Annotated in this window: 22 protein-coding genes and 1 tRNA gene; 7 read left to right on the top strand and 16 right to left on the bottom strand. The window is 73.8% G+C overall.

What is annotated here, in order from left to right; all coding sequences use genetic code 11:
- The first annotated feature begins 643 nt into the window (after positions 1–643).
- Entirely contained in the window at positions 644–2170 is a 1527-nt protein-coding gene (locus AAH979_RS20965) for a PQQ-binding-like beta-propeller repeat protein (protein WP_346259817.1), read from the top strand.
- A gap of 159 nt (positions 2171–2329) precedes the next feature.
- A complete protein-coding gene (locus AAH979_RS20970) occupies positions 2330–3157 on the top strand; it encodes an SGNH/GDSL hydrolase family protein (RefSeq protein ID WP_346259818.1) in 828 nt (275 codons plus the stop codon).
- A gap of 137 nt (positions 3158–3294) precedes the next feature.
- Here AAH979_RS20970 and AAH979_RS20975 read toward each other — a convergent pair whose 3' ends face one another.
- From AAH979_RS20975 to AAH979_RS21035, 13 genes are all read right to left on the bottom strand, one after another.
- Positions 3295–3534: a hypothetical protein gene (locus AAH979_RS20975; protein WP_346259819.1), complete on the bottom strand. Its 240-nt coding sequence runs from the start codon at positions 3532–3534 to the stop codon at positions 3295–3297.
- 29 nt (positions 3535–3563) lie between these two features.
- Positions 3564–3797, bottom strand: a complete 234-nt coding sequence (locus tag AAH979_RS20980) for a hypothetical protein (RefSeq protein WP_346259820.1) — start codon at positions 3795–3797, stop codon at positions 3564–3566.
- Positions 3798–4064: 267 nt separating this feature from the next.
- Positions 4065–6893, bottom strand: coding sequence for an FtsX-like permease family protein (locus AAH979_RS20985; protein WP_346259821.1), 2829 nt, complete (start codon positions 6891–6893; stop codon positions 4065–4067).
- Positions 6890–10078 (bottom strand): FtsX-like permease family protein, encoded by a 3189-nt coding sequence (locus AAH979_RS20990; RefSeq protein ID WP_346259822.1) that lies wholly within the window; start codon positions 10076–10078, stop codon positions 6890–6892. Before AAH979_RS20990 ends, AAH979_RS20985 begins: the two co-directional genes overlap by 4 nt.
- A gap of 16 nt (positions 10079–10094) precedes the next feature.
- Positions 10095–10799, bottom strand: a complete 705-nt coding sequence (locus AAH979_RS20995) for an ABC transporter ATP-binding protein (protein WP_346259823.1) — start codon at positions 10797–10799, stop codon at positions 10095–10097.
- Positions 10800–10955: 156 nt separating this feature from the next.
- A complete protein-coding gene (locus AAH979_RS21000; RefSeq protein WP_346259893.1) occupies positions 10956–11876 on the bottom strand; it encodes an ABC transporter ATP-binding protein in 921 nt (306 codons plus the stop codon).
- A gap of 182 nt (positions 11877–12058) precedes the next feature.
- On the bottom strand, positions 12059–14152 hold the full coding sequence (locus AAH979_RS21005; protein ID WP_346259824.1) for a right-handed parallel beta-helix repeat-containing protein: 2094 nt from the start codon (positions 14150–14152) through the stop codon (positions 12059–12061).
- A 372-nt stretch (positions 14153–14524) separates the two neighbouring features.
- Positions 14525–14601, bottom strand: a tRNA-Ala gene (locus AAH979_RS21010).
- 96 nt (positions 14602–14697) lie between these two features.
- Positions 14698–15528, bottom strand: coding sequence for a hypothetical protein (locus AAH979_RS21015; RefSeq protein ID WP_346259825.1), 831 nt, complete (start codon positions 15526–15528; stop codon positions 14698–14700).
- 220 nt (positions 15529–15748) lie between these two features.
- Positions 15749–16390 (bottom strand): GNAT family protein, encoded by a 642-nt coding sequence (locus tag AAH979_RS21020; RefSeq protein WP_346259826.1) that lies wholly within the window; start codon positions 16388–16390, stop codon positions 15749–15751.
- Positions 16391–16468: 78 nt separating this feature from the next.
- Positions 16469–17788, bottom strand: coding sequence for a gephyrin-like molybdotransferase Glp (glp, locus tag AAH979_RS21025; protein WP_318400299.1), 1320 nt, complete (start codon positions 17786–17788; stop codon positions 16469–16471).
- Positions 17789–17810: 22 nt separating this feature from the next.
- Positions 17811–18767, bottom strand: a complete 957-nt coding sequence (locus tag AAH979_RS21030; RefSeq protein WP_346259827.1) for a UTP--glucose-1-phosphate uridylyltransferase — start codon at positions 18765–18767, stop codon at positions 17811–17813.
- A 9-nt stretch (positions 18768–18776) separates the two neighbouring features.
- Positions 18777–21221: a diguanylate cyclase gene (locus tag AAH979_RS21035; protein ID WP_346259894.1), complete on the bottom strand. Its 2445-nt coding sequence runs from the start codon at positions 21219–21221 to the stop codon at positions 18777–18779.
- 524 nt (positions 21222–21745) lie between these two features.
- Between AAH979_RS21035 and AAH979_RS21040 the strand changes: the two genes are divergently transcribed.
- From AAH979_RS21040 to AAH979_RS21050, 3 genes are all read left to right on the top strand, one after another.
- Positions 21746–22303, top strand: a complete 558-nt coding sequence (locus AAH979_RS21040) for a 5-formyltetrahydrofolate cyclo-ligase (RefSeq protein WP_346259895.1) — start codon at positions 21746–21748, stop codon at positions 22301–22303.
- Between the two features lie 128 nt (positions 22304–22431).
- Positions 22432–22824: an FmdB family zinc ribbon protein gene (locus AAH979_RS21045; protein WP_346259828.1), complete on the top strand. Its 393-nt coding sequence runs from the start codon at positions 22432–22434 to the stop codon at positions 22822–22824.
- Positions 22825–23099: 275 nt separating this feature from the next.
- Entirely contained in the window at positions 23100–23726 is a 627-nt protein-coding gene (locus tag AAH979_RS21050; protein WP_346259829.1) for a flagellar biosynthesis protein FlgA, read from the top strand.
- 209 nt (positions 23727–23935) lie between these two features.
- Here the strand turns inward: AAH979_RS21050 and AAH979_RS21055 are convergent, their stop codons facing one another.
- Complete coding sequence (locus AAH979_RS21055) at positions 23936–24121, bottom strand: hypothetical protein (protein ID WP_346259830.1); 186 nt, start codon at positions 24119–24121, stop codon at positions 23936–23938.
- A gap of 92 nt (positions 24122–24213) precedes the next feature.
- Here AAH979_RS21055 and AAH979_RS21060 point away from each other — a divergent pair, with 92 nt between their 5' ends.
- Positions 24214–24555: a translation initiation factor 2 gene (locus AAH979_RS21060; protein WP_346259831.1), complete on the top strand. Its 342-nt coding sequence runs from the start codon at positions 24214–24216 to the stop codon at positions 24553–24555.
- Positions 24556–24613: 58 nt separating this feature from the next.
- On the opposite strand, the gene AAH979_RS21065 is transcribed toward AAH979_RS21060, so the two are convergent.
- Complete coding sequence (locus tag AAH979_RS21065; protein ID WP_346259832.1) at positions 24614–25102, bottom strand: DUF2231 domain-containing protein; 489 nt, start codon at positions 25100–25102, stop codon at positions 24614–24616.
- A gap of 214 nt (positions 25103–25316) precedes the next feature.
- On the opposite strand from AAH979_RS21065, the gene AAH979_RS21070 reads away from it, so the two are divergent.
- On the top strand, positions 25317–25742 hold the full coding sequence (locus AAH979_RS21070; protein ID WP_346259833.1) for a Fur family transcriptional regulator: 426 nt from the start codon (positions 25317–25319) through the stop codon (positions 25740–25742).
- A 107-nt stretch (positions 25743–25849) separates the two neighbouring features.
- Here the strand turns inward: AAH979_RS21070 and AAH979_RS21075 are convergent, their stop codons facing one another.
- Positions 25850–26713, bottom strand: coding sequence for a PD-(D/E)XK nuclease family protein (locus tag AAH979_RS21075; protein ID WP_346259896.1), 864 nt, complete (start codon positions 26711–26713; stop codon positions 25850–25852).
- Between the last annotated feature and the right edge of the window lie 77 nt (positions 26714–26790).

Below are 26790 nucleotides of genomic sequence, written 5' to 3' on the forward strand. Positions count from 1 at the left end.
ACGGTCCCGGTCGTCTCGACAATCCCGGCCGTGTCGACGGTCCCGGCGTGCCGCTCGCACCGTGATGGTGCGATCCGACGACGATCTGACGGCGCGGTTCCATGATGGACGACCGGGAGGAACGTGGACGAACGCAGGAACGGCTAGGCGTGCGTGGTGTCGGCCGGGGCGCCTCGTGGCCGGTGCGCGGGGCACGGCGGACGGCGCTGGCAGGAAGGCTGGTCGGGCCACGGCAAGGCCCGGACATAGGTGCGCGCCCCGATCGCCTGCCACGGGGGAAGCGGGCGATTGGGGCGCGCACCAAGGAGCTTAACCACCCTGGATCAGTGGCACAACGGGTGGTGTTAAGTCAGATTTCCGACCGACGCACCGCCGAACACAACGGGCGTATGGGGCAGAGTACTCGGACGGGCATCAGCCACCCGATCGACCGGCCCCGGCCGGCCATCTGAACCGGCCCGAAGCGAGGCCGCCACCGCTCGCTCCCGGGCCGGGACCGGCACCCGCCTGCCGCCGGGCGGCTCCCCCGTTCACAGGATGCCGACTCCGCCGATCATCAGGCCAACCCCCCGGAACGACCCGACATTGAAGTGACCGAATAGCGGCCCTGTCGGTAGTTGACGTCGATAGGCACACTGTTGCGGTGACCGGACCACTGCGTTCAGGATTCACCCCGACACCGACCCGGCTGGTCGTGGTCGGCCTGGTGGCCGTGCTCGGCCTCACCTCCTGTGATCTGGGCGGCGACGCGCCTGCCACCGGCCCGAGTTGGTCGGGCAGCGCCAGCCCGACCCCGGGCGGCGTGGGTGGCGCCAAACCCACCGCGTTCACCGGCTGGTCGGATCCGGCCCTCGTCGGCAAGCCGTACGGCACCAAGGTGGACGGCCTGCTCACCTTCCGGGGCAATCCGACCCGGACCTACTACGGCACCGGGCCGATGCCCCGGACGACCCCGGCGCGGCAGTGGCAGTTCCCGCGCAGCGGTGGCCTGTGTGGGGAGTCGACCGACGAGAAGGGCACCCGGGTCTGGTGCGGTACGGGCTGGACCGGCCAACCCGCCGTCTTCGAGCGGGACGGGCGGACCTGGGTGGTCTTCGGGGCGTACGACCACAAGATCCATTTCTTGGACGGCGAGACGGGCGAGCGGATCCTGCCGGACTTTCCGACCGGCGACATCATCAAGGGCTCGGTCACCATCGACCCGGACGGGTTTCCGCTGGTCTACTCCGGATCGCGGGACAACTACTACCGGGTGATCGCGATCGACCGGGGCAGGCCGACCGAGCTGTGGAAGCTGTCGGCGCGGGCGGTCTCGCCGACGATGTGGAACGACGACTTCGACGGTGCCGGCCTGATCCTCGACGACTACCTCTTCCTCGGCGGCGAGAACAGCCAGTTCCACATCGTCAAGCTCAACCGGAGGTACGCCGCCAACGGCAAGGTCACGGTCAAGCCGAAGCTGGTGTTCAACACCCCCGGCTGGGACGCCCAACTCCTCCGCGACGTGGACGACCGGATGGTCTCGATCGAGAACTCCGTGGCGATCTCCGGCAACGTGGTCTACTTTGCCAACTCCGGCGGGTTGGTGCAGGGCTGGGACATCAGCGGTCTGAAGCAGGGGCGCAAGCCCAAGCGGGTGTTCCGGTTCTGGACCGGTGACGACACCGACGCCTCGATCGCGGTCGACGAGACCGGCGCGCTCTACGTCGGCTCGGAGTACGAGCGGGGCACCGCCCGGTCGAAGCAGGTCGGGCAGATGATGAAGCTCGACCCCAAGCGCAAGGGCAACCCGAGCGTCTGGCACGTCGACGACCACGCCCGCAAGCCGGCCGGCATCTGGGGCAGCCCCGCCCTGCACAGGGACATCGCGATCTTCGACACCCAGGGCGGCGAGGTGCTCGGCGTCGACCGGGCGACCGGGGCCGTACGGTGGCGGTTCGAGCTGCCCGGCCCGACCTGGCAGTCGCCGGTGGTGGTCGACGACGTACTGGTGATCGGGGACTGCAACGGCACGCTGCACGGGTACGACGTCGCCGACACCACGGCCGCACCGAAGCCACTGTGGAAGGTCAAGCTGGGCGGCTGCATCGAGTCGACTCCGGCGGTCTGGCGAGGGCGGATCTACGTCGGCACCCGGGCCGGCGCGTTCCACGCCATCGCGGCCCGCTGAGCCGGTCGACACCGCAGACCGGCCCGGGGGCCTCCGGACGATCCGACGGCCACGAGAACCAGGGGGGAACGAGAAGAAAGAAACCTACACAGCTACTTTCGCGCGGCGCAGGTATCTGCCAACCTGACATCTACATTTGCCTATGTCAGGAGGCCAATCATGTCGCTGCCTCGTCGCCTGGTCCCCCTGCTAGCCGCCATCACCGTCCCACTCGTCAGCACGCTCGCCGTCGGCCTGGCCGCCGTACCCGCGCACGCGGCCGCGACCACCTACACCGCGCTCGGCGACTCGTACGCCTCCGGCACCGGCACCCGGGAGTACTACCCGGACAGCGGCTCCTGCCAGCGCTCCCGACACTCCTACCCGGTGCTCGACGCGGCCCGGCTCGGCGCCACGCTCAGCTTCCCGGCCTGCGCCGGAGCCACCACCTCCAGCGTGCTCAGCGGGCAGCTCGGCAGCCTCAACTCGGCCACCAACTACGTCACCGTGCAGGCCGGCGGCAACGACCTCGGCTGGTCGTCGGTGATCGTGCAGTGCGCGCTGCCCTGGCCCACCACCTGCTGGTCCCAGATCGACAGCGCGGAGAACATCATCCGGAACACCCTGCCGGGCCGGCTCGACCAGCTCTACTCCCGGATCCGCAGCCTCGCCCCGAACGCCCGGGTCGCGGTGGTCGGATATCCGCGCCTCTTCAACGGCGAGGAGTGCAACATCATCGCCCGGATCTCCCCCGGTGAGCAGGCCGAGCTCAACGCCGCGGCGGAGCTGCTGGCGACCACCATCGCCGCCCGGGCCGCCGCGCACGGGTTCGCCTTCGTCGACGCCCGGGGGCCGTTCACCGGGCACGCGGTCTGCGACGACGTCGAGTGGCTGAACGGCACCTCCAACCCGCTCGGCGAGTCGTACCACCCGAACCGGGCCGGACACGTCGGGTACGCCGGCATCGTCGAGACCGCCCTCCGGGCCGCCGCTGCCCGCAGGTCCTGACCGGTACGCACCCGACCCACCCGGTACCCGCCCGGGCGCACCGCCGCCTCGCCGGGCTGCTCCGGACCGGTCGCCCGGCCGGAATCGGGACCGTGGGGTACGGCGGGGACCACTCGGCTCCCCGCCGTACCTCCGGATCACTCGCAGGTCCAGCGGACGGCGGCGGTGGCGGTGGCGTCCGGGCCGACCGAGACGAGCCCGCCGACCACCCGGCCGTCGTCGCTGACGCTCACCGCCGCCGGTCCCTCCCTGCCGGGTACCGCCCCGTCCGGCGCCGGCAGCACGAGCGGCCGCTCGCCGGCCAGCACCGCCGGGGTCTCGACGCCGGCCGCGTCCCGGACGAACCCGGCCACCCAGCCGTACCGGTTGATCGCCACTCCCCGGGCCAGACCGGTCAGCGGGGTCGCTACTCGGTCATGCCGACCGGGTCGGAGCGGACGAACGCCATCGTCCAGCAGCCGTCGGCGTCCTGCTGGGGCCGCAACTCGTAGAGGTGGTCCACGCCGGGCAGGTCCGCAGGCTCGTCCGAGCTGCTGCTCAACACCCACCGTCGCGGCGGCCGGCCACCGGGCGCGGCCGGCAGGTCCCGGGCAGTGCCGTCGGCCGGACCGCCCGCGAAGCGTACGGTGACCCACTCCACGTTCTCATGTTACGAGCGCGATCGCCCGCCGATGCGCCGGAACGAGCAGCGGGTCGCGGTCCACCGCCGCTCCGGCCGGGTGGACCGCGTTCCCGGAGCGCTCACAGTCAGCCGCAGCCGATTCCGGCTCCGGCTCCGGCTCCGGTTCCGGTTCCGGTTCCGGAGAACATCCGGTTCCGGAGAACAACCGTTTCCGACCGGAACTGCCGCAGGTCCGATCGCCGGCTATCCCCGCCCGCCCGAGGTACCGCGCCCGGCCGCCGGCGGCTATCCCCCGCCCGCCCGGAGCACCTCGCCCAGCCGCCGACGGCGCCGGAATGCGAACTCGACCCGCAGCACCGCGACGACCGCCACCGGCAACGCGACGGCGAGCAGGCCGATCTCCCACCACGGCAGCACCAGCGCCGGGTCGGCAGCCTGCACGGTGAGCAGTCGCAGCGCGAGCGGACCGAGCGTCAGGCCCGCGAGCAGTGTGCCGAGCAGTGTGCCGCCCACCGCGGCGACGACCACCGGCGGCAGCAACTCACCCGCGGCGACCCGGCGGGCGTCCGTCGGCCGCAGGCCGAGCGTCCGCAGCCGGGTAAGGGTCTGCCACCGCTCCGGCGCACCGGCAGCCGCGCCGAGCGCGAGTCCGAGCAGCCCCATGGCCAGCAACATCGCAACCGAGGCCCGGCCCAGCCGCAGCATCCCCAAGGAGAGCGGCGCCACGCGGCGCTGCGCCAACACGTCCTCGCGCACCACCACCTCAGCCGCGACGCTGGTGTCGGCGGCCGCCCGAGCCGCGCCGGGGCCGGCCACCCACACGGTGTTCGGAACGACCGGCACACCGGTGGCGGCAATCGCGGCGGCGTCGACGATGACCACGTCGTCCGCGTCGCCGACGGTGGGCGCCGCGCCGACCACGGCGAGCTGGACGGCCGGGCCGTCCTGCCGGCGGAGCTCCAGCCGCATGCCGGGCCGCAGCTCGCCGTCGCTGGAGCGCACCAGCGCCGGGACGGGGCCGGGGCCGGTCACTGCGAGCTTGTCGAGTTCCGGTCCGCCCGCCAACGGGGTCGCGGCCAGGAGCCGCGCGAGAGCAACGGCGTCCACGATCACCAGACGGGGCGCGACGAGCGTCGAATCGGCGGCGATCGAGGCGCTGTCGGTCACCTGCGCGGCCACCACCTGCCGCACCCCCTGCGCAGCGGCGATGCGCCGGGCGAGATCTGCCGTGGAGTCCTCGGCGGCCGGGCTGACGTCGACCCGGACGTCGGCGCCGACGGTATGCCACGCGCCCGCCGCGAGGCCCCGGACGGTGGTGGCCTGGAGCGTGAGCGCGAACGACGCCAGCGCGACGGAGGTCACCAGGACCAGCAGTGGAAGTACGCGTGCCGACGTCGCGGCCGCCCGCGCGGCGCCGAACACCGCCAGCGGGCGGCGGGAGCGCAGGGAGCGCCGCAGTGCAAGGCGGGTGCCGGCAGGCAGCAGCCGCAGCAGCACGAGCCCGCCGGTGAGCGCGCCAAGCGCGGGCGCGCTCGCCGGCAGTGTCAGGCCATCGTGCTGGCCGGACTCCGGACCGGCCGGCGCGCCGGAGAGGACGGCCGGAAGGATTCCGCGCTGGTGCAGCGCGACAAAGGCGGCCAGCGCGGCGGCCAGGACCGCGGTCTCCAGGGTGGCCCGGCGCAGTTGCCCGGTGCGGCGGACCCAGCGGCGGGCGGCCCGGTTGGCCGGGACGCGTCGGTCCCGGGTGGCCCGGGCGGCGGCGAGTGTGCCGAGAGCCGGGCCGGCAGCGGCTGCGGTGAGGACCACCGGGGCCGCCCAGCTCCAGGAGAGTCCCGGGGCGACCACGCCGGCCAGCGCGAGCCCGGCCACGGCGGCCACCAGCGCCAGCACGCTGGACTCGAGCAGCAGTTCCGCAGCGAGGTCCGGCAGGGCGGCGCCGCGCTGCCGGGCGGCGGCCAGCGCCGTGGCGCGGCGCCGGACCAGCAGCTCGGCAGCGAGCGTCAGCACCAGTACCGCGACGGCCAGGACCCCGATGAGCAGTACGGACGCCTGCGCGGTCGCGGCGGCGATCTGGGTCCGGACGTCCCGTAGCACGGCGTCGAGCCGCGTCTCCCAGCGCAGGGAGCTGTCTCGGACCCCGGAGGAGCCGGAGGACGTTTTGAGGGCGACCACGGTCGCGGCGATGCTCCCCGCCGAGTCCTGGGTGAACGCCTCGGGGTCGGGGCTGAACCAGATGCTGCGCTCCAGCTCGTCGTCCTCGAAGGCGAGCCGGGCGTCGGGCAGGGAGTCGGCGGAGAGCAGTCCGGCGAGCCGGGTGCTGCCCACGCCGTCGACGCCGGGAACGGGTCGCAACAGCCACGGTGCGAGTCGCCAGGCCGGATCGCCGCTGTCCGCCGCCTCGAAGACACCGCTGACCTGGACGTACTTCTCGTTCTTGCGTTGGTCCACGAGCGGAATGCGGTCGCCGGGGCCCAGGCCGAGGGCTTCGGCGTCCGCCTTCGACAGGCCGACCTGCACCGGCCGGGGCGGTCCGCCGTACAGGACCTCGACCCGGCTGTCCGCCTCCGGGACCGCCGGCCGGGGGGCGCCACCGGCGATCCAGATGACGTCCGGGCCCCCACCGGTCGCAGGATCGTTCCCGAGGTAGCTGAGCTGGAAGGTGCGCTGCACGCTACCGTCAGTGATCTTGAGTATGCTGCTGGTGACGCTGGCGATGGACGGGCGCAGCGCGGCCGCCAGATCGGGTCCGAGTTCGTCCCGGGCCATCCCGTGCAGGTCGCCGACGGCCTCGGCGAGGTACGGGTCGCGGACGCGTCCACCGCGCGGTCCGGCGTCCGGCTCCCAACGGGTATGCACCCGGACTGCGGCGTCGTCGCCGGCGCGGCGTACCGCCTGCTGGACGGCGTCGTCGGCGGTGGCCCGGATCAGTGGCGGCACGGCACCGGCGAACAGGACGACGGCCGCGACGACGACCGCGGTCAACAGCAGCGGCCCGGCATCGGCCCGAGGGCGGCTGCGGATGGTCGGCCAGTGCGGCGCGGGCAGCCAGTGCACGGCGTGTCGCCAGGACACAGCGGGTCGCCAGGACGCCGAGGGGCGCCGGAGCCGGATCACGAACTCACCCGCAGGTACGCGGCCTCGGCGCGCCGGGTCCGGACGGTGACCACAACCGCCACCGCGAGCACGCAACCGGCCAGCAGCAGGCCGAGCAGGGCCGCCTCGGCCGCCCACGGCCAGTACGGCACGACGGGCGGGACCGGCGCGGCACCGGCGTCGGACCGGACCAGCGGGGGCGCGACGACGAGCGTGGCGAGCCCGCCGACGGCCGCACCCGCGATCAGCAGCGGCAGCAGGAGGCCGGCGTACTGGCCGAACAGCACCGCGCGGACCTCGCGCCGGGTCATTCCCAGCCCGAGCAGCCGGGCCACCTCGACCGTGCGGGCCCGCAGGTCGACGAGTACGTGCAGGACGACACCGGCGACCAGCAGCAACGCGGCGGCGGGGACGAGCAGCCGAAGCGCGGCCGGCAGTCCGGCGCGCAACGGCCCGGCGCGCAGGCGCTCGGCCTCGGCGGCGCGGGTGGTGACCTGACCGACGTGCAGGGCCGCGGCGTGTACGGCGGCGTCCGTCCGGGTGGGGTGGCCGACCCACCAGCCGTCCACGGGATACTGGAGGTCGCCGGCGACCACCAGGGCACGGGAGACCGCGTCCAGGTCGGCCAGGATGGCGGCGGCACCGGGGGCGGACGGGACGTACGGCACCACGTCGGCGACGACGACGGAAACGGCCGAGGCGCCGACGCCGATGCTGAGCGGGGAGCCGCGGTGCACCCCGAGTTCGTCGAGGAGGCGGGCCGAGACGGCCACGGGTATCGGTCCGGGCGCGGGGAAGGCGGTCGCGACGAGGTCGCGGGCGGCGATCTGAGCGCCGCTGAGCTGGACGGTCGTCGTCATTCTCAACTCGATGCCCGAGGCGGTGCCGGCGAGCGCGACGGCCGAATCCGTGAGCTGTTCGGGTGCGGGCGGGGCGGAGGTGGCCGTCCACGGCGGTGCGCCGTTCCGGGCCGACGCCCCGGGAACCATCAGCGTCACGGCGACGTGGCTGCGCTCGGGACCGGCCGGACCGGCGGACGGATCGGCCGCGATCGGCAGGGAGAGCGCGACCAGTTCCAGACCGTCGGCCGGCACGCACTCCGGTAGCCGGTGTACCGCGCCGTCGAGCGGGACGAGTTCGCCGGTGCAGGTCGTCCGCAGGCCCGTGGCGTCCTGGAACACCAGCCTGGGGGTCACCACGACCGGGGTCGAACCGGTCGCCGTACCGGTCAGGGCGAGGGCGGTACCGGCCGGGACGGCAACTCCGACGGCGCGGGACGGCGGCGCCAGTGCGGCGCCCACCTCCGCCCAGCTACGGTCGCCGTCCAGCCGCCCGCGCAGCAGCGTCCCGGCGCGGCCGGTGTCCACGGCCACCAGCCGGGGCGCGTCGCCGGCCGTGCCGAGCCACTGGCCGATGGCGACGCCCCGCTCGGCGGCCGGGCTCACCGCTCCCCCGGTCGCCCCGCTGACCGCCGCGCCCTGCCCGGCGACCGGCGGGGCCGTCAGCGCGATCGCCAGGTCGGTGCCGATCGAGAGGTCGGCCTGGTCGTACTGCGACCGTTCCCAGGTGGCGTCGAAGGCGACTGCGAAGGTGCCGGCTCCGCAGGCAAGGCCGATCAGCAGGCCGGCGGCGACCGCCTGGGGCCGGCGGGCGGCCTCGAACGCGGCAAGCGGAAGCGCCAGTCCCCGGGCACGGCGGGCCAGCCGCTCGGCAGCGTGCAACGCGGGCGGTATCAGGCGCAGGGCCAGCGCGGCGCCGGCGGCCAGCAGCAGCGTGGGCGCGACAACCCGGACGGCGTCGACCCGGCTGTCGGCGCCGGCGGCCTGGGCGTGCAGCTGCCAGAGCCCGACCGCGCCGAACGCCACGAGCAGGACGTCTGCGCCGGACCGGGCGAGCAGCCCGCGCGGGTCGCGTCGGCCGCCGGCCACGGCGACCGGCCGGGCGGCGAGGACCACGAGTACCGCTGCGAGCACCAGTACGCCGCCGACGATGACGAGCAGCTGCGGGGCGGTCACCCCCGGTGGCCCGGCGAGGCCGGCGCCCGCCAGGGGTGGTAGCCGGGTCAGGCCGGAATGCAGCAGGGACGAGGCGGGGACCGCGAGCGCGGCGGCGAGCAGCGCGAGCGTACCGCCCTCGACAGCCGACACGGCGGCGAGCTGGCCACGGCCGAAGCCCAGTGTCGACAGCAGGCCGGTCTCCTCGGCGCGTATTCCGGCAGCGAGCCGTCCGGCGAGGGCCAGGGCGGTCGCGGTCAGTACACCGCCGAGCAGGGCGACGGCGAGCACCGTGGCGGCGGTGACCCGCTGCTGTTCACGGGCGGCCAGCAGCGTCTGTGGCAGCCGCGAGGCGAGGTTCTCGATCCGCACCCGGTCGCCGAGGATCCCGGCCAGCCGGCGGTCGGCGCCGCGTACGGCCCCGGCGACGGTTTCCAGGTCGTGGCGGGCGGGACTGGAGAGGTCCGGTTGGGCGGTGATCTCCATCCGGTCGATGGTGTGGCCGCCGGAGAGCAGGTCGGCGAGATCGACGATGACCGGACCGTAGGCGTGCACCAACTGCGGTTGGCGCCCGTCGCTGAACGCGAGATCGTAGCCGGCCCCGCCGAGCGGGTCACGGTCCCACCCGGTGCCGGGCAGCGGGCGTACGACGCCGACCACGGTCACGTCGACCGCCGGGGCGGGCTCGTCGGTCAACTCCGCGCCGAGCCGGACGCGACTGCCGAGGCCGAGATCGAGCCGCCGCGCGGTGGGTTCGAGCAGCACGGCCTCCAGGGACGTGGCCCCACCGGCGGCCTGTGGCCAGCGTCCGTCGACCAGCGCGGCACGGGCCGGCAGGTCATCCATTGCCGACAGGTACGTCTCGGTCAGGACGTCGGTCCGTCCGGCCAGCCGCTCCGGCAGCGTACGGAACGCGGACGACGCCCGCGTGGCCGTCGTCGCGGAGAACGGGGCGAGGGTCGAGGTCAACAGTTCGCGGGTATCGGCGGCCACCGAGCTGGCGTGGGTGCCCCGCACGGTGACGGTGTAGGCGGTGACGCCGACGTCGCCGGGAGCGGCCCGGGCGGCGGCGACCTCGAACGCCCGATCTGCGGTACCGGTCACCAGCAGGGCGCAGGTGCCGAGCAGGGTCGCGCCGAGCACGACGACCGCCAGCAGAGCCGCGAGCAGCGGCCACTGGGCGCGGGCACGGAGCCCGAGCAGCCTCAGCATCCGCCGCCCCGGGCCGTCACCGGGATGCCAGCCCGTCGGGCTCGTCGTCGAGCCGGCCGTCCTGGATCCGGATCACCCGGTCGGCCAGCGCCATCATCACCGGGTCGTGCGTGGAAACCAGTGCCGTGACACCCTCGGACTCCACCACGGCACGCAGCAACGACATCACCGACAGGCCCGTCTCGGCGTCCAGTTGCCCGGTCGGCTCGTCGGCGATCAGCAGCCGTGGTGACGCGGCCAGGGCCCGGGCGATCGCCACTCGCTGCTGCTGGCCGCCGGAGAGTTCGCCGGGCCGCTGCTGGGCGTGGTCGGCCAGGCCCACCAGTTCCAGCAGCAGCTCGACCCGGCGCTCGCGCTCCGCCACCGGGGTACGGGCCAGGCGCAGCGGTGCGCCGACGTTCTCCGCGGCCGACAGCACCGGGATCAGTCCGAACGTCTGGAACACGTAGCCGACCGTCGCGCGTCGTAGCCGGGAGAGGCCGTCCTCGTCGAGGGTGGTCACCTCGGTGCCGTCGACGACGACGGTGCCGGAGTCCGGCCGGTCCAGCCCGCCGACGATGTTGAGCAGCGTGGTCTTGCCGGAGCCGGAGCGGCCGACCAGGGCGACCATCGTGCCGGCGTCGACGTCGAACGACACGTCCCGTAGCGCGTGTACGACCGTCGGCCCGACACCGAAGCTCCGCCGGACGCCGCGTACGGCGACCAGCGGGTCGGCGCTCATGCCGGCACTCCGCTGCGCTCCGTGCCGACATGAGACACATTGGCACTGAGTCCGATGATTCACTCGCTGCGCTCGCTCATGCCGGCACTCCGCTGCGCTCCGTGCCGACATGAGACACATTGGCACTGAGTCCGATGATTCGCTCGCTGCGCTCGCTCATGCGGGCTCGGCGAGGTCGGGGCGGATCGCGACGTGGTCGGCCTCCAGGGCGAGCCGGACCCGCCTGGTCAACGCCAGCGCCTCGCGGTACTCGCGGGGCACCTGGACCCGCCCGGCACGATCCATCACGGCGTACTCCTCGGCGACCACCCGCACGTCGCCGTCGGCGCCGGTCGCCGCACGGCGCAACACCTCGCTGCTGGTACGCCCGTCGCGGATCGCCACTGTCCGCTCGACCTTGCCGCTGACCTCGGGATCGTGGGTCACGACGACGACGGTGACGCCGAGCTGCCGGTTGACGTCCCGCAGCGCCCCGAGAACCTCCGCCGAGGTGGCGGTGTCCAGCTCGCCGGTCGGCTCGTCGGCCAGCAGCACCCGGGGCTGGTTGGCGAGGGCGACCGCGACGGCGACCCGCATCTGCTGCCCGCCCGACATCTGCGCGGGACGCCGGTCGGCGCAGTCGGCGACACCGAGGGCGTCCAGCAGTTCGGCGGCGCGGGCGCGGCGGGTACTGGCCGGCGTGCGGGCCGCGGTCATCGGCAGGTCGACCATCTGCCGCGCGGTCAGGTAGGGCACGAGATTGCTCGTGCTCTGCTGCCGGACGAACCCGACGGTGTGCCGCCGGTAGCGGACGCGGTCGGCCCGGGACATCGCCAGCAGGTCCCACCGGTCGACGCGGGCCCGCCCGGCGGTGGGGGCGTCGATTCCGGCGAGGATGGAGAGCAGCGTCGACTTGCCCGACCCGGACGCCCCGACGACGGCGACCATCTCACCGCTCTGTACGACGAGGTCCAGCCCCTGCAACGCCTGTACCTCGATCGACCCGGTCTGGTAGATCCGGACCAGGCTCTCGCAGACGATGAGCGCGTCCCGGCCGAACTCCGCCGCTCGCCGTGCCGGTGGTTGCGGGAGAGACAGCGGTGTGATGGCGACACCTCTCCTTCGGCCCGCGTCGCGCAGACTCTAGCCATGAAGATCTATGCGGTCAACCGCGCGGCGCTCAGGGCGACCTGCTGGCTGGCGGCCCGGACGGCGAGAGGCGGCAACGGTGCTGGGCCGGGAGACGATCTCCCGGCGCAGCACCGTTCGTGGTCAGTCGGTCAGTTGGTCAGCGTGCAGTCGTCGACGAGCAACGTGGGACCGCCCGGGGTCAGGTTGTGCGACAGGACACTGAGCGGCAGCAGGTTGTCGCTGGTCGTGGCGGTGTGGGTCAGGGCCACCTGATACCAGGTGTTCGGGTCGCCCAGTGCCACCCCCGCCGACTCGGTCGGCCCGGTGACCGACTGCCAGTCCGGGGTGTACTCCTGCACCCGGACCCGCGCGGTGACCGGGCTGGCCGACCGTACCCAACAGGACGCCGAGTAGGTCCGGCCGGCTACCGTGCGCGTTTGCGGGTTGGGGCTGGTGGCACCGGCGGTGACCGGGGGCGTCCCGGTGGTGCCTATCTGGAGCGCCCGGGCGCCGCTGCGCGCGGTACCGACCGGGGTGAGCACGGTGGCCGGGCCGAAGGTGCCCCAGACCGGCGGGCTCGCCTCGAAGCCCGGGTCGGTCAGGTGGTTGGTCGGAGTCGGGGTGCCGACGGATCCGAACGGGATGCCGGTGGCGGCGGCGAACGCCGCGATCGTGGTGTACTGGGTGCAGGTGCTCGACGGGCACCAGTGGATGCTCTGGTTCCCCGACACGGTGTTCCCGGTCGCCCGCCCGATCATCTGGGCGGCGTTGACCTGTGCGGTACGGTTCGTCTCCATCAACCGGGTGGTCGCCGACGTCCCGTGCACGGTGTTCGAGGTGATCACGGTGTCGGTGGTGTTCCAGGTCAGCCCCAGACCGGCCGAGTACGAGTCGGTGGAGGGCGACCGCGCGTCGTCGTAGACGCCGAGCTGGGTCCGGTTGCCGGAGAACCGGTTGCCGGTTATCGACACGTGGTCGGAGCCGGACACCTTGATACCCCGCCCGTTGCCGTCGATCTGGTTGCCCGTGATCGTGGCACGGGCCGAGACCTCCCAGTAGATGCCGTTGTTGGCGTTGTTCACGACGGTGTTGCCGCTGATGGCTCCGTCGGTGCACCCCAGGTCGCACCAGTAGCCGGTGCCGTGGTTGTCGGCGAAGACGTTGTCCCGCACGGTCGGCCGGGCGGTGTGCGCCATCTTGAGCCCGGCGATGGTGCAGGCGTAGGTACAGGTCGACACCGCGAACCGGGCGGTGTTGTTGCGGCTGAACGTGTTGCCCGTCACCAGCACGTCGTGCGCCCGGTTGAAGTTCCCTCCCGCGCCGCCATTGTCGACCACCTGGTTGCCGGTGACCGTGATCCCGGTGTTGTAGATCCCGAGTGCCCGGCCCGCGCTGCGGGTGAGGACATTGTTGTCGATCACCGCGTCCGGTGCGTTCACGATCAGCACCGCGAGTTGGTCCTCGTTCCAGTGTGGTGCGTACTCGGTGAAGGTGAGGCCGCGGATCACGCTGCCGGCGGCGCCCGGGTTGAGCAGCATGGCCCGCCACCGGACCGACGCCTCCACCACCGCGCCGGCGGGGTTGTCACCCACGTACAGCGCCTTGCTGGTCGGGTCGACGAAGAAGGTGCCCGGCACCACGTCGGCCCGCGATCCGACCTGGCGCAGCGGTGCGCCGTCCCGGAACACCTGGTCGGGTCTGCCCGCCAACGGGTACGCCGGATCGATGGCGTCCGCGTCGTAGCAGGTCTGGCAGAGCGGCGAGACCCAGGTGCTGGCCCGCCAGTCACCGCCGTCGGCCGTCCAGGCCGAGATCACGTCCGAGCCCTTGAGCCGCACACTCTCGTCCGGGTACGGCTGCACGGTGATCCGCTTGTTGACGCCGCCCATCCCCTCCCGGTAGACGCCACCGCGCATCACGATCGTCCCGCCGGCGGCCACCTTGGCGACCGCGGCGGTGAGCGTACGCAATGGTTGGCTCTCCGTGCCCGGGGCACTGTCGCTGCCGGCCGGCGACACGAAGAGCGCACCGGCCGGGACCGGATACGCCAGGGCCCGGGGCGCCCCCGTCGCGGCTTCGGGGATCGGGCTCACCCCGGCGTGCGCGGGGGCCGGCACGGCGACCGGGCCCAGCGTGGCCAGGCCCAGCGTGGCCAGGCCGGCGGCGGCGAGCAGGCGCTGCCTGGCCCGTCCTGGTGATCGCTCTCGTTGGGGCGCGGTGGTCGGGCATGTCAGGGATTGCACGGGGCGTCCTCTCGGGTGGCTTCCTCACGCGATTGCTGCCATTGGCACCAGTTCAGTACCACGGCTGGCGTCGCACGGGGCGACCCGTGTGCGGATCCTGTGCGGCCCGGGAACAGGTGCCCACCCGGCCAGGGTGTACGCGAACGCGCTCCTCGCCGCGCTGGCCGGGTTCCTCGGTGCGCGCCGGGGCCGAGAATCACCGACGTTTCGAGGTCCTGGCTGAATCGACCAGAGCAGGAAGGTGCCGATGGCCTCGCCGGTCTTGAGTTCCTCCGCCACGGTCCGGGACCCGTCCGCCGGTCAGATGACGGTCAGATGATCAAGGGCGGCTTCTCGATCTTCCGAGAACCCGCCCTTGACCTGCTACTTCGATGGTGGAGCTGAGGGGATTTGAACCCCTGACCCCCTCGATGCGAACGAGGTGCGCTACCGGTCTGCGCCACAGCCCCTTGACCGACCCACCAACAGGGCGGGCCGGCGCCAAGGCTAACAGGTCGGCCGGTCCGAGCGCGAACCAGCCCCGCCGACACGTCACCCGGCGCCGGTCACCGTCCGCCGGCCTCGTAGGGGCGCCCGCGCAGGCCACCGGCCCGCCGGTAGGAGACCGATCCCGCCGCCCGACCGCCCCCACTGGCCGCCGGTGGCAGGTCGGCCGTCCGGTTCATCCCCAGCGCCGCCCGGCGTACCGCTTCCCGCTGAGCCGCCAGGCGACGCTGCGCTTCCCGGCGGGCCTGCGCCCGGCGGGCCTGGGCGCGCCGGACCTCCGCCTGCCGGGCGGCCAGCCAGGCTGCCTCCCGGGCCTGCATCCGCCGCCGACGGCGGTCGGCGATGGCCCGGCTGCGCAGGTGTACGAGGTACGCGCACAGCAGCGCGCCGGTGGCCGCGAAGCCGATCCAGAAGCCGGGGCTGACCAGCACCACCCCGACCAGCTCGACGAAGTTGAGCAGCAGCAGGGCGGCGAATACCCGGCGCCGCCGGTAGACGGCCGGGGTGTGCCGGGCGGGCGGTGGCCGCCGCCGGACCGGTCCCGGGGTCCGGGGCACCGAACGCAGTCGACGGCTGCGCCGACCGTTCCCCGGCGGCCCGGAGACCGGGGTGCGGGGACCGGCGGCCGGCGAGACCGGTTCGGCGCCCGCAGCCTCAGGGGGCGGAACGCCGGCACGCAGGGTGATGATTCGAGTGCGGGGTGGGTTCACCGGCTGCCGGCCCGGGACACTCCGGCGCCGTCGGCGGCGCTGGAGCACCCGCGCCGTCGACTGCGCCCGCTCCGCGGCCAGCCGCTCCGTGGCGTCGTACCGGCGGACCAGTGCCGGCGCGAGGGCGAGCAGACCGGCTGCGGCGAGGACGGCGAGGAGCACCGAGGCCGGCACCCTCATCCCTCCCGTCACCCACCTCGGGGCAACCGACCGGACGAGCACCTCCCGCACCGCCGGGTACGTCCACGGCAGGCGCGGACCAGCTCCCGGAGCCGGCGCGGGTCCGTCCGACGTTGCCGCACGTCCCGATTACTTCAGGTTACGGGGACACACCAGGAATATCGTGCGGCGCGCCGGCCGACCAGCGACTAAGAAGATCAACAGGGGCAACGCCGCGGGGTCAGGAGGCGGCGGCGCGCAGCCGGTGCCAGCGGGCCAGCAGGCCGCCCTCCCGGATGACCTCCTCGCTGGTCATCGCGTACCCGATGTGGTCACGCCAGGCGCCGTCGATGTGCATGTATCGCGGGTGGTACGCCTCCTCGCGGAAGCCCAGCTTCTCCACCACCCGCCGGGACGGGCCGTTCTCCGGCCGGATGTTGACCTCGATCCGGTGCAGCCCACCGGGCCCGAACGCGTGGTCGACGGCGAGCGCCATCGCGGTCGGCATCACGCCGCGCCCGGCCACCCGGCCGTCCACCCAGTAGCCGGCGTACGCCGAGCAGAACGCCCGGCGCACGATGTTGCCCAGGTTGAGGTGCCCGACCAACCGCTCCCGACCACCCTCGACCAGGCAGACCGCGAATGGCATGCTCTCGCCGCGACGCGCCTGTTTGCGCTGGTCGCGATAGACCCAGCGGAACGCGGCCGGAGAGTTCATCTCGTCCCACCGCCCCGGCGGGGACGACTCCCAGGGTGCCAGCCAGGCTTGGTTGGCGCAGCGCACCTCGGACCAGGCCGCCGCGTCCGACCGCTGGTACGGGCGCAGCAACACCGCCCCGTCCCGGAGTACGACCGGCCAGCCCGGGGTCGTGGCAAGGTTCACGCCCGGTGTCCCGTCGGCAACCCACGCCTCCTCATCGACGTCCCGACACCGTTCCGCACGCCGTTCCCGGCAGCCCGGTCACCGGCGCCGGTCCAGCAGCAGCACGTCCACCGTGGAGCCGGCCGCCGCGCTGGTCACCCGCTCGCCGAGCACCATCAGTCCGTTCGCCTCGGCCAGCCCGGAGAGCGTGTACGGCCCGCCGCGCAGCGGCTGCACCGTGTAGCCGCCGCCGCGCCGCTCGGCCACATGCGCCGGCCGGAACTCCCGCAGCCCGGACGGCGAGGAGACCGTCTCCAGCAGGTGTGCCCGCACGCTGGGCCGGAACACCGGCTCGGCCCCGGCCAGCAACTGGATCGCCGGCCTCGCCAGCACCTCGAAGCCGATCAATGCCGCGCCGGGCTCACCGGGTAGACACACCACCGGCACCTCCTCGGCTCCGACCGTACCGAATCCGAGGGCGCTTCCGGGATAGAGGGCGACCTCCATGAAGGTCACCGGGCTGGCCCGACCACCGTCCCGGCGGGACAGTACCCGGCGGATCATGTCACCCGGGCCGGCGCCGGTACCACCCGTCGTGATGATCAGGTCGGCCCGGAGTGTCTGGTCCTCCAGCAGCCCGCGCAGCCCTTCCGGGTCGTCGTCGCAGATGCCCACCCGGTACGCCAACGCGCCCACCTCGGCAGCCGCCGCCGTCAACGCGTGCGAGTTGATGTCCACCACCTGCCCCGGCTGGCTGGCCCGGCCGACGTCGACCAGCTCGTCACCGGTAGCCACGATCACCACCCGGGGACTGGGCCGGACCACCACGTGCCCGATGCCGGTCGCCGCGAAGACCGCGACCAGGGCCGGCGAGATGTACGAGCCGGAGCGGGCCAGCAGGGTACCGGCCGGCAGTTCCTCCCCGGCCCGGCGCAGCCCGTAGCCGCGCTTCGGAGTCCGGAAGATCTCCACCGCCGCCATGCCCTGGTCGGTCCACTCCACCGGCACCACCACGTCGGCGGCGATCGGCAGCGGCGAGCCGGCCGCCACCGAGAAGCAGGCTCCCGGGGTCAGCCGCACCGGCCGCCAACTCGCCGCGCCGAGGTCACCGACGACGTTCAGCCGCACCGGGCGGGGATCGCCGAGCCGGCTCGGGCCGTACCCGCCCGCCGTGCCACCGGTACGCCCCGCTCCCGAGATGTCCTCCCAGCGCGCCGCGTACCCGTCGATGGCCGCCTGGTCGAAGGCCGGATAGGCGTGCGGCGCGACGACGTCCTCGGCGAGCACGTTGCCGTACGCCTGGGTGAGGTCGAGGTCGAGCGGGGGAAGCGCCCGCAACCTGCGCAGCACGCTGCCCAGGTAGTCGGCGAGCGGCGTCAGCTCGTTGGCGGCCGCCTCGGCATCGGCCGTCGCTGTCACACCGTCACCTCGCAGGGGGGCGTCATGTGCGGCGGCCGGCGTCGGAGGCGACGAACTCGCCCAGCCACTGCCGGAACTCCGCACCGAGATCCTCGCGCTCGCAGGCCAGTTGCACCACGGTTTGCAGGTAGCCCAGCGGCATGCCGGTGTCGTAACGGGTGCCACGGTAGACGATCGCGTGCACCGGCATACCCTCCTTGAGCAGCAGACCCATCGCGTCGGTGAGCTGGATCTCCCCGCCACTGCCCTTTCCGGTACGCCCGATCGCCTCGAAGATCGCGCTGGGCAGCACGTACCGGCCGAGCACCGCCAGGTTGCTCGGCGCGTCCTCCGGCTTCGGCTTCTCCACCAGCCCGGTCACCTCCACCACCTCGCCGAGGTCGGCCAGGCTCCGGTCGGCCGGCGCCACCGAGGCGATGCCGTACCGCTTGGTCTCCTCCGGCGGCACCTCGAAGAAGGCCAGCACGATGCCGCCGGTCCGGGCCTGGAGATCCAGCATGGCCGGCAGCAGCGGCTCGGAGAGGTTCACGAACTCGTCGCCGAGCATGACCGCGAACGGCTGGTCACCGACGTGCGTCTCGGCGTACCCGACGGCGTGGCCCAGGCCGAGCTGCTCCGGCTGGCGGCAGGTGTAGATCTGCGCCAGCTCTCCCGGCCGGCGCACCGCGGCCAGCAGTTCCGGGTCGCCCTTCTCCTCCAGCCGCGCCTCCAGGTCGGGCCGGCGGTCGAAGTGGTCGACCATCGCGGTCTTGCCCCGGCCGGTGATCAGCAGGACGTCGTCGATACCGGCCTGGGCAGCCTCCTCGACGATGTACTGCAACACCGGACGGTCGACGACCGGCAGCAGTTCCTTCGGCACCACCTTGGTGGCGGGAAGGAACCGGGTCGCCAGGCCGGCGGCCGGGATGACCGCCTTCACCGCCCGTCGTCCGGCCGTCGGCGTCGAGGAGTTGGCTGGGGTAGCTGCGTTCTCCGGCATGTCGCGAGACTATCGGCCACGGCCCTGACGCGGCGGTTGTGGCCCGGATAACGCGCCGTCCGGGCCGCCGTCGGCGGTGACCGGTCCGTCCGCGCCCGGCCGCCCCGCCCGGGTCGATCCGTCTCCGCCCGGCCGCCCCGCCCGGGTCGGCCAGCCGCCGCCCGCGCCGAGCGTCGGCCGGCTACCCGCCCACGGAAGCCCGTCGTCCGGCGTCGCCGCGCCGGCCCGGACCGGGATCTCCTCGACCGTCAGCCGGCCACCGGCGGTGGCCATCTGGTACGTGTCCCGGCCCGCCGCCTTCGCCGCGTAGAGCGCCTCATCGGCCGCGACCAGCAACTGCGGGCCGGTGGCGGCGTGATCGGGATAGACGGCGACGCCGATCGACACGGTGACCGAGACCAAGGCCCCGACCGGGGTGACCGCGCCGGGCCGGGGCCGGATCGCCATCGGGGTCTCCCGGACGGCCGCGCCCAGCCGCTCCGCCACCGTCGCCGCGCCCCGGGCATCCGTCTCCGGCAGCAGCACCACGAACTCCTCGCCGCCCTGGCGGAAGGCGAGATCCACCTCCCGCATCGCACCCCGGATCCGCTGGGCGAACTCGGCCAGCACCGCGTCCCCGGCCGCGTGCCCGTACGTGTCGTTGACCTCCTTGAACCGGTCGAGGTCGAGGGCGAGCACGCTGAGCATCCGGCCGAACCGGCTGGCCCGTTCGATCTCCCGCCGGATCGACTCCTTGAGATAGCGGTAGTTCCAGAGCCCGGTCAGCGGGTCGGTCAGCGACAACCGCTGCGCCTCCTCGTGCATCCGGACGTTCTCCAGCGCCACCGCCGCATGGTCGGCGAAGGTGCTCAGCGTGACCAGGTCGACGTCGTCGAACTCGTCCGCCCCGAGCCGGTCATAGAGGGCCAGTACGCCGACCGGCGTCTGCCCCACCCCAAACGTCAGCCCCGGACGCCCGGTCCCCGGCCCGGCGGCCGTACCCGGCCAGCCGCCGGCGGTCGCCGGGCGCAGCGGCGGCGTACCGGTCCCCGGCTCCGCCCCCGGATACGGCACCTGACCGGCCGTACCGGAGGACGGGAGCGGCACGGCCACGTATGTCCGGCAGCGCGGCTCGCGGCCGTAGAGGCGCGGCCCGTCCCGGTCCAGCCGGCCCCGGCGCGGCTCACCCGTCGCCACGACCGTGCCGAGCAGCCCCTTGCCGAGCGGTACCCGCAGCGCCGGTGGATCGCCGTGCCGCTGCCGGTCGTCGGTCGGGCGATCCCGATGCGCTCCCGCGAAACCGCTCCCCCGACCGTCCACCGGCCCGGTAGCTCCACCGCCCGCCGGGTCGGTAGGGCCACCGCCCGTCGGGTCGGTGGGTCCACCACATGCCGGGTCGGTGTGCCCACCACCCGCCGGGTCGGTGCTGCCGGAGCTGGCGGGTGCGGCCGGTGCGCGGGTCGACGCCGGTCGGCCGAGCCCGACACCGCGCCGGTCGAGACCTTCGGCGCACTGGCTGACCAGGACTCCGGTCCTCGGGTCGAGCAGCAGCACCACCCCGGCCCGGGCCCCGGTCGCCGCCATCGCGGCCCGGAGCAGCAACTGGAAGATCCGGTGCAGGTCGTGTGAGCTGGCCAGGGTGTCGCCGAGCACGGCGAGCTGGTCACGCAACTGGTGCCGGCTGATCACCAGGGCCCGGAGGTAGGACTCCGCCTCCCGGGTCATCCGGTTGAAACTGTCGGCGAGCCGACCGACCTCGTCCGGGGACCGGACCGGCACCCGGGTCGCCAGGTCACCCTCGGCGACCCGGTCGGCGGCCCGGGCCAGCTCGGCCAGTGGCCGGGTGGTCGACCGGGCCAGCCGGCCGGCGGCCAGTACCGCGAACACCCCGGCGAGCAGTACGACGATCGCGAGGGGTCCGTAGCGGGCCACCGGCGGGTCGCGGGGCACCGAGAGCACCAGCGCCAACGGCTGGCCGGGGGCCGGACCGACCCGGCGGACGTACCGGCCCCCGCTCGCCTGGACGATCCTGTCCCCGGAGATCCGCCGGGCGGCGGCGAGCACGGCCGCCCGGGAACCGTTCGACTCGGTACTCGGCGACTCGGCCCCCTGCGGCCCCGCGTCCGGCGCCGCACTGCCAGCCGGACCACCACCAACGGACGAACCAACGCCCGGGGAGACGCTGCCAGCCGGACCACCACCGACGGACGAACCAACACCCGGGATGCCGGTGCCGGGCGGACGACTACCGGAGGCCCCGGGATCCGGGGGTGCGGAGCCCGGTGCCGCGACGAGGCCCGACGGCGGCGCGCCCGGGGACGTCGCCGCTGGCCCGGGCACCTCCCGCAGCAGGGTCACCGCGGTTCCGCTGGCGGTGGCGAGCCGGCGGACGAACGCCGCGTCGAGGACCTGTGCGGCCCAGACCTCGCCGGTCACCGCCCCCGACCGGTCCCGGAGTTCCACCCGGGCCGCCAGGGCACGAGGCGCCGGGCCGGTGCCGGCCGTCCCGGAGCAGAAGGCCCAGGGCCGGGCCGGTGCCGTCGGGGTGACGAAGTCGACCGCACCGGCCGGGCCGGTGATCAGCACGCCGTCCGCCAGCCCTCGCGCCACCACCTCGGCCGCCGCGCCGGTCCGGCTGGCCGGATCGGCGAGTACGGCCAGCGCGCCGGCCGTGGCATGCAACTGTTGGCAGAGTGCGCCGATCGAGGTACGGACGGCGTCGGCGGCGAGGTTGAGCCGGTGCTCGGCCTGATGGCGGCTCGCCGTCGCGGCCGTACCGGCGACGGAGAGCGCACCGAGCAGCACCGGCCCGAGCACGACGGCGAGGAAAGCTGTGGTCAAGCGTCCACGCAGCGTCACTCATCCCCCCGGAAGCTCGGCACCCGATGCTGCGATGCTGACCCAACCGCAATGGTTAACCGGCCTGCCCCCGGGAGTGTTACGTGCCGGATTTTTCGGATGAAGGGGTCGGCCCGCGCAAGAGCGCGCTCCGGGCCACCATGCTGGCCCGGCGCCGGGCGCTGTCGGCTCCGGCCCGACTGGCCGCCGCCGAGCGTGTCCGGGCCGAACTCCGCACCCTGGCCCAGCGGGTACGACCGCGCCTGGTCACCGGCTACGTGCCGGTCGGCAGTGAGCCGGGCGGAGCGGAGTTGCCGGACGAGCTGGCCGGCGCTCTGGGACCGGGTGCACAGCTCCTGCTGCCGGTACTCCGCCCCGACCTCGACCTGGACTGGGCGCCGTACGCCGGACCGGGCTGCCTGGTCGCGGCCGGCCGAGGGCTGCGGGAGCCCGCCACCGACCGGCTCGGTCGGGGCGCGATCGGCTCGGCGGAGCTGGTCGTCGTACCGGCGGTGGCGGTCGACCGGCGCGGCGTCCGGCTCGGTCGCGGCGGCGGCTCGTACGACCGTGCCCTCGCCCGGGCCGCTCCCGGGGCCCTCACGGTGGCGCTGTTGCACGACGGCGAGTTGATCGACTCGGTCCCGGCGATGGATCATGACTGTCCGGTACGGGCCGTGATCACCCCTTCCGGTGGACTCCAGCCGGTGGTGTCCGGTTGACCGGTCGCGGGTCCGGGTTCCCCGGCGTCGGCCCGGACACTTTGGCTGGACGAAAACGGGTACGATGCCGCACCATTGGCACTCGGATACGTCGAGTGCCAACAGACTTGCAAGATCCGGAGGGGAACGTGCCCACCTACCAGTACGCCTGCACCGAGTGCGGCCACCAGCTCGAGGCGGTGCAGTCCTTCACCGATGAGCCGTTGACCGAGTGCCCGGCGTGCGAGGGTCGCCTGCGCAAGCTCTTCAACTCCGTGGGCATCGTCTTCAAGGGCTCCGGCTTCTATCGGACCGACTCCCGGAGCAACGGCTCGGAAGGGGCCGGCAGCTCCACGGCGGCCAAGTCCGACTCGTCGAAGAGCGACTCCACGAAGACCGGCTCCGGCGGCGACTCGGGCTCGACCAGCGGCGGCACGTCCAGCTCCACCAGCGGCGGCGGATCCGGCTCGACCAACGGCGCGTCGAGCGGGTCCGGCAGCAAGCCGAAGGCGACGTCCTCCTCCTCGACCAGCACGACCTGACGACCTCCAACCAGCGCATCTGCCGGGGCTGGGAGAAGGCCGGCTCGTCCGCCGTCGACACGGTGGCCGGCAGGTCGCTTCGCCGACCCCTCCGTCTCCCGGCGGGGCGGCCTGGGCGAATGCGCCTGGCCGGGGTCAGTGGAGTTATCCACAACCCCCCGAGTTATCCACAGGGCGTGAATCCTCGACTGCCTCCCCCAGGCGCCCTCGCCTAGCCTGCTGCGCACCGGACGACGCCGACCCCACTGGCGCCGCCGGGCCGAGGGAGGTTCGCCGTGGCGCTCGACCGTACGCCCACCCGTCGCGATGCCACGCTGAGCCCGACCCGCTGGTCACGACCGGGTGCCGGCTCGATACTCCGCTGGATGCTGGTCGCCGCCCTGTTGGCGCTCGCGCTCGGCGCGCTCTACCTACCCGAGCCGATGTCGCCCTGCCCCGCGCCGTCGGCCGGTGCCAGCGGGGGCAAGGCCGACCCCGCCGGGTCCGGCGGACCGGCGTCCACCGGGTCGGCCGGCGCGAGTCCGGCGGCGGGGAGCGGGCCGGCGGAGCGGCCCAGCGGGTCGCCGGCTGGACCCGGTGGCACGGTAGCCCCGGGCGACTCGGGGGTGCCGGTGCCGGCGGGGACCGTGGGGGTGCCGATCCGGCTCGCCGAGCCGGCCGCGCTGACGGTGGCCCGGCCGGGAGCCCGGGTGGATCTCCTCGCGGCACCCGGCGGTGACCAGGCGGGCCGGGCACCGAAGCCGACCGTCCTGGCAACCCGGGTACTGGTGCTCGACGTGCTGGGTCCCGGCCAGACCGACGGCGCGGCCAGCGCCGTCTACCTGGCGCTCCGCCCGGACCAGGCCCACCGCGCGGTCGGGATGCCGGAATCCACCCGCTTCGCGATCATCGTTCGTTCGTAGCCACCGTCACAGCCGCAGGCCGGTGACCAGCCGCCCAGCACGGAGCCGGTGACCAGCCGCCCGGCACGGAGCCGGTGACCAGCCGCCCGGCACGGAGCCGGTGATCAACCGCCGGCACCACGCCGGTGACCAGCAGCAGGCACTACGCCGGTGGCCAGTGGCCCGGAACGACGCGGTCGATCAATCGCAGGCGCTTCGGCGCAGGCGGGTCATTCCCAGTGCGGCGGGCGCTCGGCCAACAACCGTTCGTCGTTGGAGTCCGGCCGCTCGCCCCAGCCTCGGTCGGTGTCGTCCACGGACTGCTCCGGCAGCACCCGGTAGTCACCGGTCAGCTTGACCGGCCGGTCGTCATCCCGCCCGACACCGGTGGTGCGCTGCTGCTCCGTCCCCGACACCCGGCAAGCGTACCCGGGGCAGCCGGTCCACAGTCCGCCGGTGACAGCGGGCAAGGGGCCGGAAACGGCTCCGGTTGGTAGCGTCGGACAGCGTGACGACGCAGAGCGGGAACTCCGCCGATGACGCCTTCTGGCGTCGACCCACCGGACCGCCCGCCGACAGCCCGGAGTCCACGGCAGAGCCCGCCACGCCGCCGCCGGTACGACCCGGGATCCACTACCCCGGCCCGCCGCCGAGTACCACCCCACCGCCGGGTTGGCGTCCGCCGCTGCACGTACAGCCGGCACCGCCACGAGCACTGCCGGCCCAGGACCACGCCGCCCTGGACGCCGAGGAGGGGAGCGCCCGGACGCTGACCTACGGCGTCGGCCTGGTGGGCGGCGCGGTGGTGCTGGTGCTGATGTGCCTGCTCTGCTCCCGAGCCCTGTTCTGACCCGACGCTCGGATGGGCGCCGGCCGGGCGGGGGGCGCGGCAGTTGTCGGTCTGCGGGTTAGATGACGCCCTGCCAGACCGCCTCGGCGCCGGTGTCGCCGGTGAGATAGACGTACCAGACGTTCAGCGCGGCGAGCACCACCACGACCGCGCCGAGTAGCAGGCCGAGCCAACCCGGCACGGACCGGGTCCGGGCCCGGGGGCTGGTCACCACGAGCAGCACCAGCGTCACCACACCGAGGGCGAGGCTCCACCACAACGTCAGTTCGCCGTAGCCCTGATGCTCCTCCACCTTCTGGAGGATCTCCGGGCCGTAGTTCTTGGCGACCAGCACCTCCTGCAGTTCCTCGCCGGACTGCACCGCGAAGAAGGCGGCGACCGGTGCGGCCACCGCCAGTACCCCCGCCGCCCAGTCGAGCCGGCTGCGGAACCGGGACCGGGCCAGTACGGCGTACCCGGTGGAGACCAACGCGAGCAGTGGCACGAAGACGACGGCCGCGTGCACCAGCAGCGCGTGGGCGGGGAGACCCATGACTTCCCTGAACACCGACGCCTCCTTGCTACCGCTCCCGACGGGAGACCCTGACGGTACGAGAATTCGATCACGTCATCCGCGATCTATACCGGTACACGAGCATCGAGCCGTCCCGGTTCACTCAGGTTCCATCTCCGGTGCGACCTGCCGGCTCGCCGTGTGGCGGTGACCACGATCGGCCCGCATCCGCCTTGTTGGGGTCCCATCGACGTGCTGTGATAGTGGGATGACTGGCGAGGAACTGCTCCGGTCGAGGGGCCTTCGGGTCACCCGGCCGCGCCTCGCCGTCCTCGACGTACTGGCCGGTGGCGGGCACCTGGAGGTGGAAGAGATCACCCAGCGGGTCCGGGAACGCCTCGACTCGGTCTCCACCCAGGCGATCTACGACGTGCTCGGCGCGCTTGCCCGGGCCGGGCTCTCCCGCCGGATCGAGCCGGCCGGATCGCCCGCCCGCTACGAGGCACGGGTCGGCGACAACCACCATCACGTCGTCTGCCGGGGCTGTGGCGAGATCGCCGACGTCGACTGCGCGGTCGGCTCCGCACCCTGCCTCGACCCGGTGAGCGCGTACGGCTTCGAGGTCGACGAGGCCGAGGTCACCTACTGGGGTCTCTGCCCGAGCTGCCAGTTGCGCCGAGCCACCGACGACTGACTGCTCTCGCCGGCTACTCGGACGCCCGCTCCCGGGCTTGTCCGCGCCAAGTGCCGGCTGCCGTGTCACGATGCCGGCTGCCGTGTCACGCCGTCCCGGCTGCCGTGTCACGCCGTCCCGGCGGGCCCGCCCTCGCCCGGGTCGGCGGGTGCGAGTGCCCGTTCCACCGCTGACCAGGGCTCGCGATCCGGGGCGTCCGCGCCGGCCGGACAACTGCGGCGGTAGTCGCACCAGCCACACCGGATGCCCGGCGCGACCGGGAATGCCTCGTCCGGGTCGGTGCCGTCGGCGACCGCCCGCTCGGCGGCGACGATGTCCCGCGCGGTGTCCTCGGCCCGGGCGAGTTGCCGGGCGAGCGACTCCTCGGTGTGGTCGTGCCCGGCCACCGTCCGGGTCGGCAGGTGGTGCAACTCCACCCGCCGGCACGGCTTCCGGAAGACCCGCTCGGCGGCGTAGGCGTAGAGCGCGAGCGCCTGGGAGCCACGGGCGTCGTCGGAGTCCAACCCGCTCCGCCCGGTCTTGTAGTCGACGATCACCAACTCCGGGCCGTCCGGGCCCGGACGCGAGTCGATCCGGTCGGCGCGACCGTTGAACGCCAACACGGAGGTCTTGACCGCCACCACCCGCTCCACCCCCAGCGGCTCGTCACCGGGGTCGAGCGTCTCCACGTAGGACTCCAGCCACTCCAGAGCCCGGCGGAACACCGCCCGCTCCTGCTCCTCGTCGCGGTAGCCCTCCCGGACCCAGGTGCCCTTGAGCAGGGTCGGCAGCGCCTCCGGACGGCGCCGGTCGGGCGGCGACGCATACCAGTTGCGGAGTGCGGTGTGCACGCTCGCGCCGAGTGAGTTGTGTGCCCAGGGCGGCCCCTTGGGCGGCGCGGGCCGGTCGACATAGGAGTAGCGGTAGCGGCGCGGGCAGTCCGTGTACGCGCCGAGCTTGCTCGGCGTGCAGACGAAGAGGCGCTCGGGCATCCCCTCGAACCCCAACTGCTCGGGTTGGGCGCCACGCGGTCGAGGAGTCCGGTTGCCGGCGGACGATGGCCTTCGCA

It is taken from the genome of Plantactinospora sp. ZYX-F-223 (assembly GCF_039649625.1).
Classification (GTDB): domain Bacteria; phylum Actinomycetota; class Actinomycetes; order Mycobacteriales; family Micromonosporaceae; genus Plantactinospora.

What these genes read in the sequence shown, in the direction of transcription:
- AAH979_RS20970 (WP_346259818.1), top strand. Translation starts at nt 2,330, where the DNA reads ATGTCGCTGCCTCGTCGCCTGGTCCCCCTGCTAGCCGCCATCACCGTC.
- AAH979_RS20990 (WP_346259822.1), bottom strand. Translation starts at nt 10,078, where the DNA reads ATGCTGAGGCTGCTCGGGCTCCGTGCCCGCGCCCAGTGGCCGCTGCTC.
- AAH979_RS20995 (WP_346259823.1), bottom strand. Translation starts at nt 10,799, where the DNA reads ATGAGCGCCGACCCGCTGGTCGCCGTACGCGGCGTCCGGCGGAGCTTC.
- AAH979_RS21015 (WP_346259825.1), bottom strand. Translation starts at nt 15,528, where the DNA reads ATGAGGGTGCCGGCCTCGGTGCTCCTCGCCGTCCTCGCCGCAGCCGGT.
- AAH979_RS21030 (WP_346259827.1), bottom strand. Translation starts at nt 18,767, where the DNA reads ATGCCGGAGAACGCAGCTACCCCAGCCAACTCCTCGACGCCGACGGCC.
- AAH979_RS21040 (WP_346259895.1), top strand. Translation starts at nt 21,746, where the DNA reads ATGCTGGCCCGGCGCCGGGCGCTGTCGGCTCCGGCCCGACTGGCCGCC.
- AAH979_RS21070 (WP_346259833.1), top strand. Translation starts at nt 25,317, where the DNA reads ATGACTGGCGAGGAACTGCTCCGGTCGAGGGGCCTTCGGGTCACCCGG.
- AAH979_RS21075 (WP_346259896.1), bottom strand. Translation starts at nt 26,713, where the DNA reads ATGCCCGAGCGCCTCTTCGTCTGCACGCCGAGCAAGCTCGGCGCGTAC.